The sequence below is a fragment of the Flavobacterium zepuense genome, assembly GCF_007097145.1.
In the GTDB taxonomy this organism is placed as follows: domain Bacteria; phylum Bacteroidota; class Bacteroidia; order Flavobacteriales; family Flavobacteriaceae; genus Flavobacterium; species Flavobacterium zepuense.
Genome location: NZ_VJVZ01000005.1, coordinates 129150 through 146140, shown reverse-complemented (window position 1 = coordinate 146140; position 16991 = coordinate 129150). Strand labels below are relative to the sequence as shown.

General features: G+C 41.4%; 16 protein-coding genes. 10 read left to right on the top strand and 6 right to left on the bottom strand.

Going from position 1 to position 16991, the window contains the following annotated elements; all coding sequences use genetic code 11:
- The first annotated feature begins 130 nt into the window (after positions 1 to 130).
- The 7 genes from FMM05_RS09460 (at position 131) to FMM05_RS09430 (ending at position 6935) form a co-directional block, all read left to right on the top strand.
- On the top strand, positions 131 to 1390 hold the full coding sequence (locus FMM05_RS09460; protein ID WP_143373126.1) for a T9SS type A sorting domain-containing protein: 1260 nt from the start codon (positions 131 to 133) through the stop codon (positions 1388 to 1390).
- Positions 1391 to 1549: 159 nt separating this feature from the next.
- Positions 1550 to 2326: a ParA family protein gene (locus tag FMM05_RS09455; protein WP_143373125.1), complete on the top strand. Its 777-nt coding sequence runs from the start codon at positions 1550 to 1552 to the stop codon at positions 2324 to 2326.
- Positions 2323 to 3222 (top strand): ParB/RepB/Spo0J family partition protein, encoded by a 900-nt coding sequence (locus FMM05_RS09450; RefSeq protein ID WP_143373124.1) that lies wholly within the window; start codon positions 2323 to 2325, stop codon positions 3220 to 3222. The genes FMM05_RS09455 and FMM05_RS09450 overlap by 4 nt, the downstream gene beginning before the upstream one ends.
- Complete coding sequence (locus FMM05_RS09445) at positions 3222 to 3791, top strand: DUF5683 domain-containing protein (RefSeq protein WP_143373123.1); 570 nt, start codon at positions 3222 to 3224, stop codon at positions 3789 to 3791. Before FMM05_RS09450 ends, FMM05_RS09445 begins: the two co-directional genes overlap by 1 nt.
- Positions 3792 to 3800: 9 nt before the next feature.
- Positions 3801 to 4499, top strand: a complete 699-nt coding sequence (gene dapB / locus FMM05_RS09440; RefSeq protein WP_143373122.1) for a 4-hydroxy-tetrahydrodipicolinate reductase — start codon at positions 3801 to 3803, stop codon at positions 4497 to 4499.
- A 45-nt stretch (positions 4500 to 4544) separates the two neighbouring features.
- A complete protein-coding gene (lepB, locus tag FMM05_RS09435; protein WP_143373121.1) occupies positions 4545 to 6224 on the top strand; it encodes a signal peptidase I in 1680 nt (559 codons plus the stop codon).
- Between the two features lie 96 nt (positions 6225 to 6320).
- Positions 6321 to 6935, top strand: coding sequence for a WbqC family protein (locus tag FMM05_RS09430; RefSeq protein ID WP_143373120.1), 615 nt, complete (start codon positions 6321 to 6323; stop codon positions 6933 to 6935).
- Here FMM05_RS09430 and FMM05_RS09425 read toward each other — a convergent pair whose 3' ends face one another.
- From FMM05_RS09425 to mutL, 4 genes are read right to left on the bottom strand one after another with little or no spacing between them, the layout of a single operon-like run.
- Positions 6936 to 7970 carry an endonuclease/exonuclease/phosphatase family protein gene (locus tag FMM05_RS09425; protein ID WP_143373119.1) on the bottom strand — a complete coding sequence of 345 codons (1035 nt, stop codon included), beginning with the start codon at positions 7968 to 7970 and terminating at the stop codon, positions 6936 to 6938.
- A 29-nt stretch (positions 7971 to 7999) separates the two neighbouring features.
- On the bottom strand, positions 8000 to 8899 hold the full coding sequence (locus FMM05_RS09420; protein ID WP_185965547.1) for a rhomboid family intramembrane serine protease: 900 nt from the start codon (positions 8897 to 8899) through the stop codon (positions 8000 to 8002).
- A 1-nt stretch (position 8900) separates the two neighbouring features.
- Positions 8901 to 9725, bottom strand: coding sequence for a rhomboid family intramembrane serine protease (locus tag FMM05_RS09415; protein WP_143373118.1), 825 nt, complete (start codon positions 9723 to 9725; stop codon positions 8901 to 8903).
- The gene (gene mutL, locus FMM05_RS09410) at positions 9722 to 11593 is read right to left on the bottom strand and encodes a DNA mismatch repair endonuclease MutL (protein ID WP_143373117.1); all 1872 of its coding nucleotides are present in this window, start codon (positions 11591 to 11593) and stop codon (positions 9722 to 9724) included. Before mutL ends, FMM05_RS09415 begins: the two co-directional genes overlap by 4 nt.
- A 182-nt stretch (positions 11594 to 11775) precedes the next feature.
- Here mutL and FMM05_RS09405 point away from each other — a divergent pair, with 182 nt between their 5' ends.
- Positions 11776 to 12498 (top strand): GYF domain-containing protein, encoded by a 723-nt coding sequence (locus FMM05_RS09405; protein WP_143373116.1) that lies wholly within the window; start codon positions 11776 to 11778, stop codon positions 12496 to 12498.
- 186 nt (positions 12499 to 12684) lie between these two features.
- Here the strand turns inward: FMM05_RS09405 and FMM05_RS09400 are convergent, their stop codons facing one another.
- Both FMM05_RS09400 and FMM05_RS09395 read right to left on the bottom strand, forming a co-directional pair.
- Positions 12685 to 13413, bottom strand: a complete 729-nt coding sequence (locus tag FMM05_RS09400) for a LytR/AlgR family response regulator transcription factor (RefSeq protein ID WP_143373115.1) — start codon at positions 13411 to 13413, stop codon at positions 12685 to 12687.
- A complete protein-coding gene (locus tag FMM05_RS09395) occupies positions 13410 to 14480 on the bottom strand; it encodes a sensor histidine kinase (protein WP_143373114.1) in 1071 nt (356 codons plus the stop codon). Before FMM05_RS09395 ends, FMM05_RS09400 begins: the two co-directional genes overlap by 4 nt.
- 690 nt (positions 14481 to 15170) lie before the next feature.
- Between FMM05_RS09395 and FMM05_RS09390 the strand changes: the two genes are divergently transcribed.
- Positions 15171 to 16064, top strand: coding sequence for an AraC family transcriptional regulator (locus tag FMM05_RS09390; RefSeq protein WP_221932259.1), 894 nt, complete (start codon positions 15171 to 15173; stop codon positions 16062 to 16064).
- A gap of 84 nt (positions 16065 to 16148) precedes the next feature.
- The gene (locus FMM05_RS09385) at positions 16149 to 16988 is read left to right on the top strand and encodes an SDR family oxidoreductase (RefSeq protein ID WP_143373113.1); all 840 of its coding nucleotides are present in this window, start codon (positions 16149 to 16151) and stop codon (positions 16986 to 16988) included.
- The last annotated feature ends 3 nt before the right edge of the window (positions 16989 to 16991 follow it).

Sequence of the window (16991 nt, the reverse complement as noted above, 5' to 3'; positions counted from 1 at the left end):
TATCATTACCTAAGGCAGAGAAATTTCTGCCTTTTTTTATTTATTTTTTTATTTTATTTAGACTTAGTATAAATTAATATTTTATATTTGCGGCGCAATATTATTCTTATTCAATCTAAATAATAACAAAATGAAGAAAAATTTACTACTCGCTGCATCATTATTTTTAGGCTTTTTTGCCAATGCACAAGAAGTTACCGTTCCACTTGGCCCGGGTTATGCAAACCAGGTATTTTACAAATTTTCTACAAACACCCAAACATCTGTACCAAAAACAAGCTGGGACCTTGCGTTTCAAAACGTGGCAGGACAGCAGGCAATGGGTACAGTTCGTATAAACGATGGCAGGGGTATTACTGCTTTTGAAGTTTCTGCAACACCGGCAGACTATGCAACTGTTGATGTAACAGCACAAACAGGCTGGGTACAGCTAACAAACTCTGATACGGATTGGGCTGATGGCGCTCTAAGTTCAGGTAGTGCAACATATGGCTGGGGTGAATACAACTCTATAACACACCACGTAGAAGGTACAGTAGTATTTGTTTTAAAATACTCTGAAACGTTATACAAAAAAGTTTTCATCTCTGATTATTTTGGTGGCTTTACATTTAAATATGCAACATGGGATGGTACAGCATGGAGTGCAGATACCGAAACTACAGTTGCAAACACATCAGGTTCAACCACAACATTTAACTTTTACTCTTTAGACACCAATGCTCCTGTAACAGTAGCTCCTGTAGATGCAGCATGGGATATGGTATTTACTCAGTACACTACAAACCTTGGTACTGTAGAGGCTCCAATGCCTTACTCTGTAACCGGTACACTACACAACTCAACACAGGTTACTGTTGCAGAAACTGACCAGACCGGTACTGCTGAGCCTTCACTTCCGGCAGATGCTGCATATTCAGAAGCAATCAACACAATTGGTTATGACTGGAAATCTTTTACTAACGGTGCTTACGTACTGCCAACTAACAAGACATATTACCTAAAAAATATTGCTGACGGTACTATCCACAGGCTATACTTTACCTCTTTTGCAGGATCATCTACTGGTGAACTTACTTTTAACGCCGAAGACGTAACCCCAACAACAGGTTTAGAGGACGTAAACGGCAACATCACTTTTGGCGTATACCCTAACCCATCTCAAGATGGTAACATAACTTTGATGTACGACCTTAAAAACAATGTTTCAGAGGCTAACACAGTAAGTGTATTCTCTGTAACAGGCGCTAAAGTTTACGAAACTCAAATTACAAACAACTCAGGTTTTTATACTAAAGACCTTAACCTTTCTGCTTTAAACAGCGGTATTTATATCCTTAAATTACAAGCAGGTTCTGTAACTAAAACTCAAAAACTTGTTATCAAATAATTTGTTTTTAGTGGCATAAATCACACCTTATACCTTAAGCCGGCAAAAGCAATTTTGCCGGCTTTTTTTATTGTTATGCTATTTGGGCATTGTTAACAATTTCCGTTTTCAGGAACCATAAATAATTGTATTTTTACGGTTCAAAAATTTTAAACATAAATGGGTAAGATCATAGCCATTGCCAACCAAAAAGGTGGCGTAGGTAAAACAACCACAACGGTAAACCTTGCAGCTGCGCTGGGCGTTCTTGAAAAAAAGGTACTCCTTATTGATGCCGACCCGCAAGCTAACGCCAGTTCCGGCCTTGGTATCGATGTAGAGTCGGTAGAAATTGGTACTTACCAGATACTTGAACACAGCAACACGCCCGATGAGGCTACGATGGAATGTACCGCCCCTAATGTTTGGGTTATACCATCGCACATAGACCTTGTTGCTATAGAAATAGAACTTGTAGATAAAGAGAACAGGGAGTACATGCTTAAACAGGCGTTGGAAAGCGTTAAAGATAAGTATGATTACATCCTTATAGACTGCGCCCCATCCTTAGGCCTGTTAACCCTTAATGCCTTAACGGCAGCCGACAGCGTTATCATACCCATACAATGCGAATATTTTGCGCTGGAAGGTTTGGGCAAACTGTTAAATACCATTAAGAGCGTACAAAAAATACACAATCCGGAGTTAGATATAGAGGGCCTGCTGCTTACCATGTATGATGCACGTTTAAGATTGTCTAACCAGGTGGTGGAAGAAGTGCAGAAGCATTTTAACGACATGGTATTTAGCACCATTATTCAACGAAATATTAAGCTTAGCGAGGCCCCAAGCTTTGGCGAAAGCATTATAAACTATGATGCCACCAGCAAAGGGGCATCCAACTACCTGCACCTTGCAGAAGAAGTGATAAAGAAAAACAGTAAAGTAGGTTTATGAAAGCAGTAAAAAAACAAGCCCTTGGCAGGGGATTATCGGCATTATTAAAAGATCCTGAAAACGATATTAAATCGGTTGAGGATAAAAATGCAGATAAAGTTGTAGGCAATATTATAGAGCTTGAATTAGATGCTATAGAAATAAACCCTTTTCAGCCAAGGACCAGTTTTAACGAAGAGGCATTACAGGAACTAAGCACCTCTATTAAAGAGCTTGGCGTTATACAGCCCATTACGGTTCGTAAACTGGATTATAACAAATACCAGCTAATATCGGGAGAGCGCAGGCTGCGTGCCTCTAAACTGGCAGGCCTTACGCATGTGCCGGCTTATATTCGTATCGCTAACGATAATGAGTCGCTTGTAATGGCCCTTGTAGAGAACATACAACGCCATGACCTTGACCCTATAGAGATTGCCTTATCCTACCAAAGGCTTATAGATGAGATACAGCTTACACAGGAGCAAATGAGCGACCGTGTAGGTAAAAAACGCTCTACCATAGCTAATTACCTTCGCCTACTTAAGCTGGACCCAATAATCCAGACAGGTATTCGCGATGGCTTTATTACTATGGGCCACGGCCGTGCCATCATCAATATAGAAGACCACGATGCCCAGGCCGATATTTACCAGAAAATTGTAAGCCGCAACCTTTCGGTACGCGAAACCGAGGCTTTGGTAAAAAACTACCATGAGAGCCTTAAGCCGTCGGGTACTTCGTCAACCGCAAAAACAACATCATTTGAGGTAGCGGATGCGGAGAAAAAATCCATCACTAACTTTTTTGGTGCAAAAGTTGATGTAAAGGTAGATGCAAAAGGTAAAGGCAAGATTACCATACCTTTTCATTCGGAAGAAGATTTTAACAGGATCATTAAACTGATACAAGCTTAGTGAAAAACGTATTTTTCATACTTACATTAACACTGCTTTTTTCATCCTTTTCGGCTTTCGCCCAAAATGATGAAGAACTAAAAACGGTAGAGATAGACTCTACCCTGCTTAAACCGTACACTATAGATCCGCTTAGGCCGGCTAAGGCTGCGTTCCTTTCGGCTTTAGTACCCGGGCTTGGCCAGGTTTACAATAAAAAGTACTGGAAAGTACCTATTGTATATGGTGCCATGGGCTTTAGCCTTTATAACTACTCTTTTAATAATACCGAGTACCACAAATACCGCGATGCGTATAAAGATGTACTTGCAGGCCGACCGCTTACCGGCGAACTCAGCGGTTTTGATGCCGACAGGCTTGTAAGGGCGCAAAAATTCCACCAGCGTAACCGCGACCTCTCTATGCTTATTACCATAGGATTGTATGCCCTGCAAATTGTAGATGCAAACGTAGATGCCCACCTTGCCCAGTTTAACGTTAACGGCAACCTGGCCATTAAGCCGCAATTGCAGCAAAACCAAATAGATTACAAACACAATTTAGGGCTTACCCTTAATTATAATTTCTAAATTCCATACATGAAAATTGCACTGTTAGGCTACGGCAAAATGGGTAAAGTAATAGAACGCATTGCTTTAGAAAGGGGCCACGAAATAGTTTTAAAAAAAGGCAGTAACGATGCTTTTGATGGCCTTACCGATGCCGATGTAGCGATAGACTTTAGTATCCCTGATGCTGCCGTGGGTAATATTTCGGCCTGCTTAAACGGCAATATACCGGTTATTAGCGGTACTACAGGCTGGCTGGAGCACTATCACGATATGGCCCAGCTTTGCGAAGATAAAAATGGCGCTTTTATTTATGGCTCTAACTTTAGCCTTGGCGTAAACATCTTTTTTGAGCTTAATAAACAGCTGGCAAAAATGATGGGCAACCTTAAGCAATATAAGGTTAGTATGGAAGAAATTCACCATACCCAAAAACTTGATGCACCAAGCGGCACCGCAATAAGCCTTGCAAAAGATATTATAAATTATACCGATTATGCCGGCTGGGCCATTGGCAACCCAAAAGAAGGCGATATTTTTATTGATGCCAAACGTGTAGAGGGAGTTCCCGGTACGCATACGGTTAATTACGATTCGGATATTGACTCGATCGCCATAACACACACAGCACACAGCCGCGAGGGTTTTGCCCTTGGCGCCGTTGTAGCTGCCGAGTGGATTGTTGGTAAAACAGGCATTTACAGCATGAAAGATGTGCTGGGCCTGTAACAACTTTATTAGTTATACTACATATATAAAAAATACTTAGATACGATGACACTATTACAATGGTTTATATTTTTCCTGGCTGTACAGGTAGTTCACTTTGCAGGAACATGGAAATTGTACCAAAAAGCAGGCAAAAAACCCTGGCAGGCTGCCGTACCTGTTTATAACGCCATAGTTTTAATGCAAATAATCAACAGGCCGCGCTGGTGGGCTATACTATTGTTTGTACCTATTGTAAACCTTATTATGTTCCCCGTAGTGTGGGTAGAAACACTAAGAAGCTTTGGCAAGACCAGCACGACTGATACACTTTTAGGCATCTTTACCCTAGGCTTTTATATATATTATATTAACTATACACAGGAGGTAGAATACAGGCCGCAAAGGAGCCTTATGGCGGCAACAAAAGCCGGCGATACGGTAAGTTCGTTATTATTTGCCATCGTAGTGGCTACCATTGTGCATACCTATGTAATGCAGCCGTTTCAGATTCCAACGGCTTCATTAGAAAAAACCCTGCTTGTAGGCGACTTCCTTTTTGTAAGTAAGTTTAATTATGGTGCACGCGTACCTATGACAACCGTTGCTGCCCCTATGGTACACGACTCCCTGCCGCTTGTTAAAACAAGATCATACTTCAATTGGCCGCAGCTCCCGTATTTAAGGCTGCCCGGTTTTGAAAATGTAAAGAAAAACGACATTGTGGTATTTAACTGGCCGGTTGATACTCTTGTAGATTATACCAAACCGGCAAAGGGTGTTGTAGTAAAACCAATAGACAAAAAAACAAACTACGTAAAACGATGTGTGGGTACACCGGGTGATAATTTAGAAATTAAAGACGGCCTCGTATTTATCAACGGGAAAGAGCTAACTTTATCAGACAGGGCAAGGGTGCAGTACCATTTTAATATTGAAACAAACGGAGATTTACGCCAGGACGATTTTATTGGTAAATACAAAATAAAAGAATTTACCGCAGTTTATGCCATGGGCAAAGAACTTTGGGATAATAAAGAAATTCAAAAATACCTTGTAGGCAGGTCAAGCCTTAAAGAGATTAAAAGAGACTCTACGAAAGTTGAAATTACCGGCTATATAGGCGAAGATGATGCCATAAAATTAAGGCTAGAGCTATTATATAATAAGTTATCGGCGAACCTAACGTATGAAAGGGCCGACCTAATTAAAAAAGACCCTTTTGTAAAATCTATTTCCCAAGCTGTTTATATAGCAACGGGAGCTAAAGATATTTTCCCTCAAAACAACCCTGCATGGAGTGTTGATAAAATGGGCCCTATTACTATTCCGCAGGAAGGTAAAACGGTTCAGCTAAACAGGGAAACACTTCCTTTCTATAAACTTATTATTGCCGATTATGAGCACAACGACCTTAAAGTTACCGGAGATGAGATACGTATTAACGGCCAGGTGGCAACATCATATACCTTTAAGCAAAATTATTACTGGATGATGGGAGATAACCGCCACAACTCGTTAGACAGCCGTTATTTTGGCTTTGTTCCCGAAGACCATATTGTTGGCAAGCCGGTATTTATATGGATGAGCTACGATTCTGAAACAGGTTCTGTCCGTTGGGACAGATTGTTTACAACCGTAGGCGGTGATGGCGAACCGGTATCGTACTTTAACTACTTTATCATAGGGTTAGTTGCCTGGTTTGGATTTGATTACTTCAGGAAAAGAAAGAAGGCAAAAGAATAATTATTTTTTTGTTTGAGATTTGAAGATTTGGGATTTAGAGCACGTTGCTAAATTTTAAATCTTCAAATTTTTAAATCTTTAAATTTCTAAAAAACAATGAATGTCCTAATACATCCCACCTATTTCCCCTCTATCAGCCATTTTGTGGCAATGGTAAAGGCAGATGCCATTACTTTTGAGGTTGAAGACAACTTCCAGAAGCAAACCAACCGTAACCGTATGTACATTTACAGCCCTAACGGTTTGCAGCTGCTTAATATACCGCTAAAGCATAATGATGGGGAAGCAAAACTAATGTTTAAGGACACTAAGATAGAGCATGCTTTCGACTGGCAAAAACAGCACTTTAAGTCGCTTGAAGCTGCCTACCGCACATCACCCTTCTTTGAGTATTTTGAAGACGATATACGCCCCATATTCGAGAAAAAACACACATTCATGATGGACCTCAATTTCCAGATAATGGAAATAGTTACCTCATGCCTGGGCATGGACTTCAGTTATGAAAAAACAACCGAATTTTTCAGGGAACCGAAAGACATGACGGATTACCGCTATTTGGCAAACGGCAAAAAAAACACATCGGAATTTGAACCGTACACCCAGGTTTTTGGAGAGAAGCATGGCTACCTTAATAACCTCAGCATCCTCGACCTGCTTTTTAACGAAGGCCGCTATGCTATGGATTATTTAAAGAAACAGGAACTGTAATTATTCCTCCTCAACCTCAAACGCGAGGCGCGTTAGTACCGGGAAATGGTCGGAATTAATAAAGTTAGGGAAGCTTGTGTATTCCTTCACAACGATGCTTTTATCGGTAAAAACATAATCAATGCGCGCAGGATAATACTTAAAGTTGTACGACTTGCCAAAGCCTTTACCGGCTTCTTCAAACGCATCGTTCATCTTACCTTTCACACTACGATACACGTAGGAAAAGGCACTGTTATTTAAATCACCGCAAATGATCATTGGGTATGGGCATTCGCTCTTATGCTTTTCTACCAGCTCACCCTGTAGCTGCTGTTTTTTAAAGGCTTCACTAAGGCGGTTAAAGATAACTTTCGATTTTTCTTCATCAATACTTTCGTGAATATCAGGACTTATTTTGATGGACTGCAAGTGCATGCTGTATACACGCAGCGTATCTTTGCCTTTTTTAATATCGGCATATACCACATTATTAGCCGATCCCGGAAACTGGATATCGCCCCTGCCAATTATAGGGAATCGCGAATAGATGGCCTGCCCGGTTTGCCCCTCCATCCTGAAAATATACCTGTGCTTGTACTGGCTGAAGGACTTATCGCCTACTTTATTGTACTCCTGCAGGCAAACAATATCAGGATTATGCTCTTTTACAAAAGCGGGGATAACCTGCGGGATATCGCGTTGCGGCAGCCAGTCGTACAGGTTAAACAACCGCACGTTATAGCTCATAAGGGTAAAATCGGATTTTTCTTCCGGCAGTTCTTTTGCAGAGAATTTATAGAATTTGCTTATAAACGTAATACCCAGTAACAGGAAAATACCCGACAGCAGCATTTGCCTTTTGGTTTGGAAAAGCCAGTATAAAAAAAACAGGAAATTTAAAACCAGCATGAGCGGCATTACCAGCGTAAATACCGATAGGAACGGAAAAACCTTGGGTGCCATAAACGGTAACAAATAGGCAAAGAACGTTAATACAGTGAGTACTATATTAAAAAAATACATGACCTTATTAAACCACGAAAGTTTTTTCATTTGCTGCCTTAAGTACCCAAATCTACTTATTATTTACCAACTTTAAATAAAAAATCTTTCTCTTCTTTTGTAAGGCTGTCGTACCCTGATTTGCTTATTTTATCAAGAATGTCGTCTATTTGTTTTTGCGTAATATCTTTAGGCTTTGCAGCTGTGCTTCTTTGTGTTGGCAATGGGTTACGGTGTACTTTTTTAAACGGGGCCTGCTTGCGCGGGGTAACTATACTGGCAAAAAAATCTACCACTACAGTTACAACCTTACTTAAATCGGTGCCATTTTGCAGCAATTTGATGTATGCAAAGCCAAAGAGTGCACCCGCAAGGTGAGCAATATGCCCACCCGTGTTTTCTACCGATGCGTTAATGAGGTCCAGCACTACAAAAACGATAGCAATATGCCACATTTTAACCGTGCCTATAAGCATAAGCCGTACCGGGTAATGCGGTGAATATACTGCCGTAGCCACTAAAATAGCCATTACCGATGCAGATGCCCCCACCATACCTGCCCACACTCCGGTAAGTGTAGGTATAAAATTATACCCTGCTATAAATATTAAACCTGCAAAAATTGCCGAAAGGATGTACAGCCCAAAAAGCTGTTTTTGTGTAAAGAAGGTTTGAAATAACCCTCCTGCAAAATACAACATAAGCATATTGAACAGCAGGTGAAAAAACCCTACATGTAAAAATGAATATCCTATTAAAGACCACGGCTTCCAAAGCAGGTCGGCCGGATTACTGGAAAGGCAAAACCAGTCGCCGGGATAAGCATCGGTCCAGTCGAAAGCAGTAATATCAACCCCGCTTAATTTTAAAATACTAAACAGTATCATAGGGATGGCAAACAGGCCTACATTCCAAAAAATAAGCCGTTGTACTACCCCGCCAATGCGGTATTGCATTTTAAGTTCGTTTATAATACTCATATTAATTCCAGCGGTTGTTGTTAAATGCGTTTTTCTTCCAGTACCACATCATGATAAAACCCAGCAAAGCACCCCCAAGGTGGGCAAAATGCGCAACGCCATCACTGCCAAAACCAAATATCGACTGGCCTTTTAAACCCAGGAATAAATCTATCGCCAGTACGCCCGGCACAAAATATTTCGCCTTGATTGGGAATGGTATGAACATAAGCATTAAAGGAGCTTCGGGAAACATAAAAGCAAACGCAACAAGCAGCCCGTAAATTGCCCCAGATGCACCAAGCATAGGTGATTGTGTAATTGCAGCTGCATTGTAGAGGCTTTGAATACTCCCCGGATTATCATTTACAAGGTTGATTTTTCCTGCTTTTGCCAAAATAGGCTCTATTTGTGCCTGGAATAGGTCGCCTCTAAAATAAGTACCATCGCTGAAATCAACATTAAGTATTTGATGTAATGTATCGTGACTCAAATTAAGATTGACCGCATCCGCAAGTACGTGCTGCATTTCAAAATAATTTACACCTAAATGCAAGGCTGCCGATCCTAATCCACAGGAAACATAAAAGAAGATAAACTTTTTAGCCCCCCACATTTGTTCAAGCAGTCCGCCAAAAGAGAAAAGAGCAAACATATTAAATGCAATATGCATAATACCGCCATGCATAAACATGTGGGTTATAAGTTGCCAAAACTGGAATTTATCGTTTTGTGGGGCATGCAAAGCCAAAATATCAACAGCCGGCTGACCCACTATCCAGCTCCCAACAAAAAAGATAATATTTATAATAATTAACTGCTTAACAGTTTCGGTTATTCGCATCATATAGCAAAGCGTTTATCAAGGTCTTCCACACTCACGGTAATGAAAGTTGGTTTATTAAAAGGCGAAACATCGGGCTCTTTGCAGGCAAAAAGTGCGTTCACCATATTTTCCTGTTCCTTTTCGGTAAGCAGGGTTCCTGTTTTTACCGCCAAACTTCGTGCCATAGACTTTGCAATGCTGTCACTTTGGCTAAAACTACTATCGGGTACCTCCTGCTGCAGGTCGTTTAAAAGCTCTTCCAGCAATATTGAGACCTCACTTTCGGCAACGTTTACCGGCAAGCCGGATACCACAATATGGTCGTGGTTAAACTCGGCAAAAACAAAACCGGTGTTAACCAGTGCATCCTGCATTTCGCGTATCAGCTCCAGTTCGCCCTGGTTGTAGTGCAATTGTAACGGAAATAACAACTGCTGGCTTGCGGCATGCTGAACCGTTATATTGCGCAAAAACTGTTCGTACAATACACGCTGGTGCGCACGTTTCTGGTCGATTATTACCATGCCCGATTTTATGGGGCTTACAATATATTTTTTATGGATCTGGTAGGTTTTGTATACCGCCTGCTCCACCTCGTTATCATTAAAAAGCGAACCAGTAACCTCTTCCGATTCAAAATTCATCTCGGCAATCTCTTCTGTGGCAGTGTTAATGCCGGTGTAAAGGCTCTCCCATGTTGCCTGGCGCTCTGATTTCCTAAAAGACGGCCCCGGTGTGGCAAATGCCGATACCGATGACGCCCTTATAGGCTTATCATCAGCCGTGAATGGGTTAAAACTACGGTCTACATGAACACTGGGCATAACCGCCTCGCGTGCTTCATAATTATAAGGCGTATCAAGGTTAGAATCCCTGTCGAAATCTAACACCGGGGCCACATTAAACTGGCCCAGCGCATGCTTTATAGACGAGCGGAGTATAGCGTACAGCGCATGCTCATCGTCAAACTTAATCTCGGTCTTTGTAGGGTGAATGTTAATATCAATAGTATGCGGCGGCACCTCCAGGTACAGGTAATACCCCGGCTGGCAGCCATCTTTAAGCAGTCCCTCGTATGCTGCCATAACGGCATGGTGCAGGTAACCGCTCTTTATAAAACGGTTGTTTACAAAAAAGAACTGCTCCCCTCTGTTTTTCTTGGCAAACTCGGGTTTGGCCACAAAACCGGTAATGCTAACAATATCGGTGGTTTCCTTAACGGGCACTAACTTTTCGTTGGTACGGCCTCCAAAAACATTTACCACACGCTGGCGGGTGTTGCCGTGGGGCAGGTTAAACATTTCTGACCCGTTATGGTACAGTAAAAAACTGATGGACGGGTGTGCCAATGCCACACGCTCAAACTCATCGATTATATGGCGGAACTCTACCGTATCGCTTTTTAAGAAGTTACGGCGCGCAGGGATATTAAAGAACAGGTTTTTAACCGAGAACGATGTGCCCCTGGGCAGCACCGCCACTTCCTGGCTGGTAAACTTACTGCCCTCTATAATAAGGTGGGTACCCAGCTCGTCCTGATCCTGTCGGGTTTTAAGCTCTACATGGGCAATAGCCGCTATAGATGCCAGCGCCTCTCCCCTAAAGCCTTTGGTATGCAGGGCAAAAAGATCTTCGGCATGGCGTATCTTACTGGTAGCGTGGCGCTCAAAGCACAGGCGGCTATCGGTAACGCTCATGCCCTTGCCGTTATCTATAACCTGAACAAGGGTTTTACCGGCATCTTTTACAATGAGCTTAATCTCGGTACTGCCCGCATCAACGGCATTTTCCAGCAGTTCTTTTACTACAGAAGCCGGCCTTTGCACCACCTCTCCGGCAGCTATCTGGTTGGCAACGTGGTCTGGAAGTAACTGGATTATACTGGACATTGTACTGACGATATTGTTTTATTGGTAAGCATCAAAGTTAAGGAAATATTGTGGAATTGGAAACGGACAGGGTTTTGAAATATAAACCGTTGCGAATTATTTAAATTTTAGATGTTTACGGAAAACCGTAAGGAATTTTAACAAATTGTTTGTAGGTTTGGTGCAACCAACAAAATACCAATATGAAACAATATTACATTTACCTTGATGACCAACAAGTTGGGCCATTAACAACAGACGAATTACAGCAGCACAAAATTACTGCTGAAACCATGATTTGGTTTGAAGGCCTTACAGACTGGCAAAAAGCCAACACCATTGAAGACCTGAAATCTTTATTTAAGGCAATTCCGCCACCTATTCATAAGGTAGTGGCAACATCGCCACCGCCGCAACCGATACCACAAATACAGTATACTGCACCAAGCCAATATGACGAAGATGAACCGTCGAAAATTCTTGGTATCAGAAAAAATATTTTTATGTACTGCGTTTTAGGTATCGCATTCATAATTTGCATTAGTGCTTTTAGCAGTTACAACAACGAAGAAGCGCAAAAAGAAGAACAACTAAATAGCTATAATGAGAAACTTAAAGAACAGGAACAAGCTATAAAGGAACAAAATGAAAGAATTGCTGAACAGGAAAGAATTGAGAAAGAGCGAATAATAAGAGAAAAAGAAATAGCCCGTCAAAAAAGGATTACTGAAATCTCAGACCAACTGATCGTAGCTTATCAAAATCTGGACAAAGCAAAAAGACAATTAAACGATGCGACAGCGTTTAAATTGCTACGCAGTTCGGGCGAAAGGCATAGACAAATAAGTGCAGCTGAAGAACAAGTTACTATCTGGCAGGGGCAGATAAATGAGTTAGAATCTGAAATGAGAAAAATCAATCCTTAATAAGCATTAGAAAAGCTGTTTCAAAAGTTATTTAAGAGCATAGTATGTTATTCTAAAGAACAGGAATCTTTATCATTCATAGGGATTTTTCGACTCCGCTGCGCTACGCTCAAAATGACATGCTGTGTGCTATTCTCAGGAACGAGAAATCTAATTACCACAAATTGAGACAGCTTATTTATTACCCTACAAACTCAACATATCCTTAAACAAAGCCGACTGCCTGCGGGAAATTTCAATTTCGCTGCCGTTTTGCATGGTGGCTTTTAGCTTGCCGTTAAACCAGTTGTCTACGCTTTTAATGTATTGCAGGTTAATAACCTGCTGCCTGTTGGCCCTAAAGAAAAGGTGCTGTGGCAGGCGCTCCTCTATCTGGTTAAGCGATTTGTATATAAGTGGCTTACAGTCTTTAAAATACACGCGGGTGTAGTTACCCACAATTTCAAACAAAAACACCTCGCCTATTTTTACCAACCAGCACTTTTCGCCATCCTTAATAAATATCTGGCTGTTCTCGTTAAGGTATTCAATAACAATGGCATCGCGGGCGGCGGTGGCTACTTTAACCTGAACTTTATCTACCGCATCGGCAAAGCGCTTTTCGTTAATTGGCTTAAGCAGGTAATCGAGCGCATTATATTCAAACGATTTTATGGCATACTCATCAAACGCAGTGGTAAATACCGTAATGGGCACTTCCTCCAGCATTTCCAGCAGCTCAAAACCGTTCTTGCCCGGCATGTTAATATCTAAAAATATCAGGTCCGGCCGCTTATCGGTAATCATCTGGTAGGCAATATCCACGTTTTCGGCCTCGCCAATAACTTCCAGCTGCGGATGTTTTTTAATAAGCTCCTTAAGTTCGTTGCGTGCCAGGCGGGAATCTTCTACAATAATAACTTTAATCACACTCATACCGGTATGCTTATTTTAGCTTCAACAAAATTACCATTTTCCTGCAGGGTAAAGCTTGCCCTGTCGCCATAAATTAGCGAGAGGCGTTTTTTGATATTTTCCAGCCCCAGCCTCGTGGTACCCTCGTGGATGCTCAGGCTGCCCGAATTTTGCACTAAAATAGTAAGTATGTTTACAGTAGTATTTACCACAAGGTTAATCTGTCCGCCTTCCTTAATAGTGCCTATACCATGCTTAACGGCATTTTCTACCAGCATTTGCATGATCATGGGTGGTATGGCAACGTTAAGCGTTTCGGGGTTTACGCTCATGCTAAACTGGAGGCGCTCCTCAAACTGAATTTTAGAGATCTCTATGTAATTATCTACCGTTTGCAGTTCCTCCTTAATAGATATGGTATTTACATTGTTCTTGGTAAGGCTGTAGCGCAGCATTTCGCTAAGGCGGGTTATAATATCCCGGGCACGGGTAGCATCTTCCAGTATCAGTCCGCGTATATTGTTAAGGCTGTTAAACATAAAATGCGGGTTTATTTGCCCCTTTAACGTGTTTAACTGCGATTCGCGCAGGTTAGACTCTAACGCTATCTGGTTAATTTTAACCACGTTAACGTAGTTATACACTTTGTATGCCGTAATACTAAATATCCACAGTAAAAATATAACCGTAAAGTAGGGTACATTGGTAAGCTTTTGCGCAAACGAGAATTCAAAACCTTCGCCTATGCGATGCCTGTGTATAGCAAATAAAATGGGCCATATTAAAAAGCTGTACAGCATCTGGGTAAGGCTAAACACTACTACCATTTTATAAACCGACAGCTTTTTAAGGTTGGCAAAGTCGATCCATTTTTCGTAAAAAAACAGGATGATAAAAGAAAGCAACCAGGCCAGTGCACCACACGCCAGGCCTTCGTATATAAAATAAGTAACAATTTTTGCGCGCAAGGGGTCATCGGGCATGTTCATCTTCATTGATATCTTATCTAAAGACAGCGTAAAGATCACATAAAGTACGAAGCCCAAAAAGCTTAGAAAAATGTATTTCGGTTTATTTAGTAATGTCATAGTATAGTAAAAAAAACCGGGCAACATGAGTATTGCCCGGCAACGCACTAACTCAAAAAGTACGTAAAATGTGTTTGCTGCATTGGGGTGATGAATCCTGTTTGCAACCTTTATTCTTTTTTTGATTGATGATTGATAATGCTATGCTAAACGGTGGCCGTTGTAAACACTTGATGATTGGATTTTGATTGATGATTTGTATAAAAAGATAAACGATGTGTTTAAAACAACAGCAAGCTTATTGTAGAAACAACGAACTTAACGACATAAACGAATACAGTTACCATAATTTTTGTGTTTTAGATTGGTTGGTTATTTGTTGAGTCAAAAGTATCACATTAATTAATTACGCAAATAGAATTTATGACGAATGGTTGTTTTTTGAGGACGAATGGTAAACCTGCATTTTCCTACATAAAAAACAATCGGCGCCTACATAACCATACTGTTTAGGAATGCATAATTTTAGTAACCAAACAAGCAAAACCAATTTCAGAATCCAAAAGTGAAATATTAAAGAAAAAAAGGCAATAAATAAAGATTTTACTTACAGTATAGAGCATTTTTAAGGCTAAAAAATGGCATTTCAAAATCCAAAAGTGAAATATTAAGCCCAAAAATAGACTAAATGGCATTTGTTATTATAAAACACATTTTTTACCTTTGTTTGAATTTTACAATGACCTGATTATGGAAACGCAAAGCCTTGAAGAATTTTACAGGGAAAAAACCGCATCGGTACCTCCTAACCTTAACAGCGGCGTGGGCCACTTTAATGTTTTCAGGCTGGAAGACTGCCTGCACGGCAGCCCCGTGCGCTATGCCCGCAGGGACTATTATAAAATTACCCTTATTAAAGGCGCCAACCGCTACCATTATGCCGATAAAAGTATTGAGGTAGAGGGTACTTCGCTGATTTTCTTTAACCCGCAGGTGCCGTACACGTGGGAGTCTTTATCGGGCGATACTAAAGGGTACTTTTGCATTTTTACGCCGGCTTTCTTTACCGAGAAGTCGCGTACTGTGCTTGCCGAACTGCCCATGTTTGCCATTGGTGGTAAACCGTCATATACCTTAAACCAGGAGCAGGAAGATGCTATGGGTGTGCTGTTTGAGAAGATGATAGCCGAGATAAATTCTGACTATACCTTTAAATACGACCTGCTGCACAGCTACCTTACAGAGATGATTCACATGGCTTTAAAAACGGAGCCAGCTGTTAACCTGTATAGCCATCCTAATGCCAATGCGCGCATTACGTCGGTTTTTAATGAGCTGTTAGAAAGGCAGTTTCCTATAGAAACGCCGGTGCAACGTTTTACAATGCGGTCGGCGGCTGATTTTGCGGAGAATCTTTCGGTACACGTTAACCACCTTAACCGTGCCGTAAAAAACACTACAGGCAAAACCACTACCGCCTTAATTAGCGAACGCCTCCTTGCCGAAGCCAAAGCACTCCTTAAACACACCGACTGGAATGTATCTGAAATAAGCAACAGCCTTGGCTTTGAAGAAGCAGCCCATTTTAATAACTTCTTTAAGCGATTTACCACTAAAACCCCGTCCATGTTTAGAAATGTTTGATTTGCGCAATTAATCGTTTGCTTGGCGTAATTTAGCTCTAAATCTGTCATTGTATCTTTGTACTGTAATAAAAACACTACAATTATGCAAAATCAAATTCAAAAAACCTGGTTTGTAACCGGGGCTTCAAAAGGGCTTGGGCTTGCCATTATTAAGCAACTACTTGCTGCAAATCAAAAGGTTGCGGCAACATCCCGCAATACACAAGAACTTATTAACGCGGTAGGTGGCGCACAGGCCAATTTCCTGTCCTTATACGCCAACCTTGGCGATGACACCTCTGTAAATGAAGCCATTACAGCAACTTTAGCTGCCTTTGGCCGATTGGATGTATTGATAAACAATGCGGGCTACGGCATCGGCGGCAGCCTTGAAGAAGTTACTGATACAGAAATTCGCAATGCCTTTGATATCAACGTGTTTGGCACCGTTAATACTATTCGCCATGCACTACCGGTAATGAGGCAGCAGCAAAGTGGCCACATTATTAATATATCATCTATTGCAGGCTTTACCCCGGCAAGCGGCTGGGCTCCGTATGCCGCTACTAAGTTCGCAGTCACAGGCTTAACGCAGGCGTTGGCTGATGATGTACGCTCCTTGGGCATCCATGCTACGGTGGTTTCGCCGGGTGGTTTCCGTACCAGTTTTCTAACCGAGGAGTCGCTTGCCTTGCCTAAAAACCCCATACCCGCTTACACAGCCATAAGGGAATCGCACGCCAAATACCTTAAAATGAATGGAGCACAGGGTGGCGACCCCGAAAAAGCCGCTGCACGCATGATTGAGTTAGGTTTTAACCCTAACCCTCCCGTACAGTTATTTTTAGGTACCGATGCCTACAACAGGGCAACGGCACAGATTGAAAAGCTTACCAACGAAATAGAATCAAACAAAAACATCACATTATCAACAGATTATTAATTT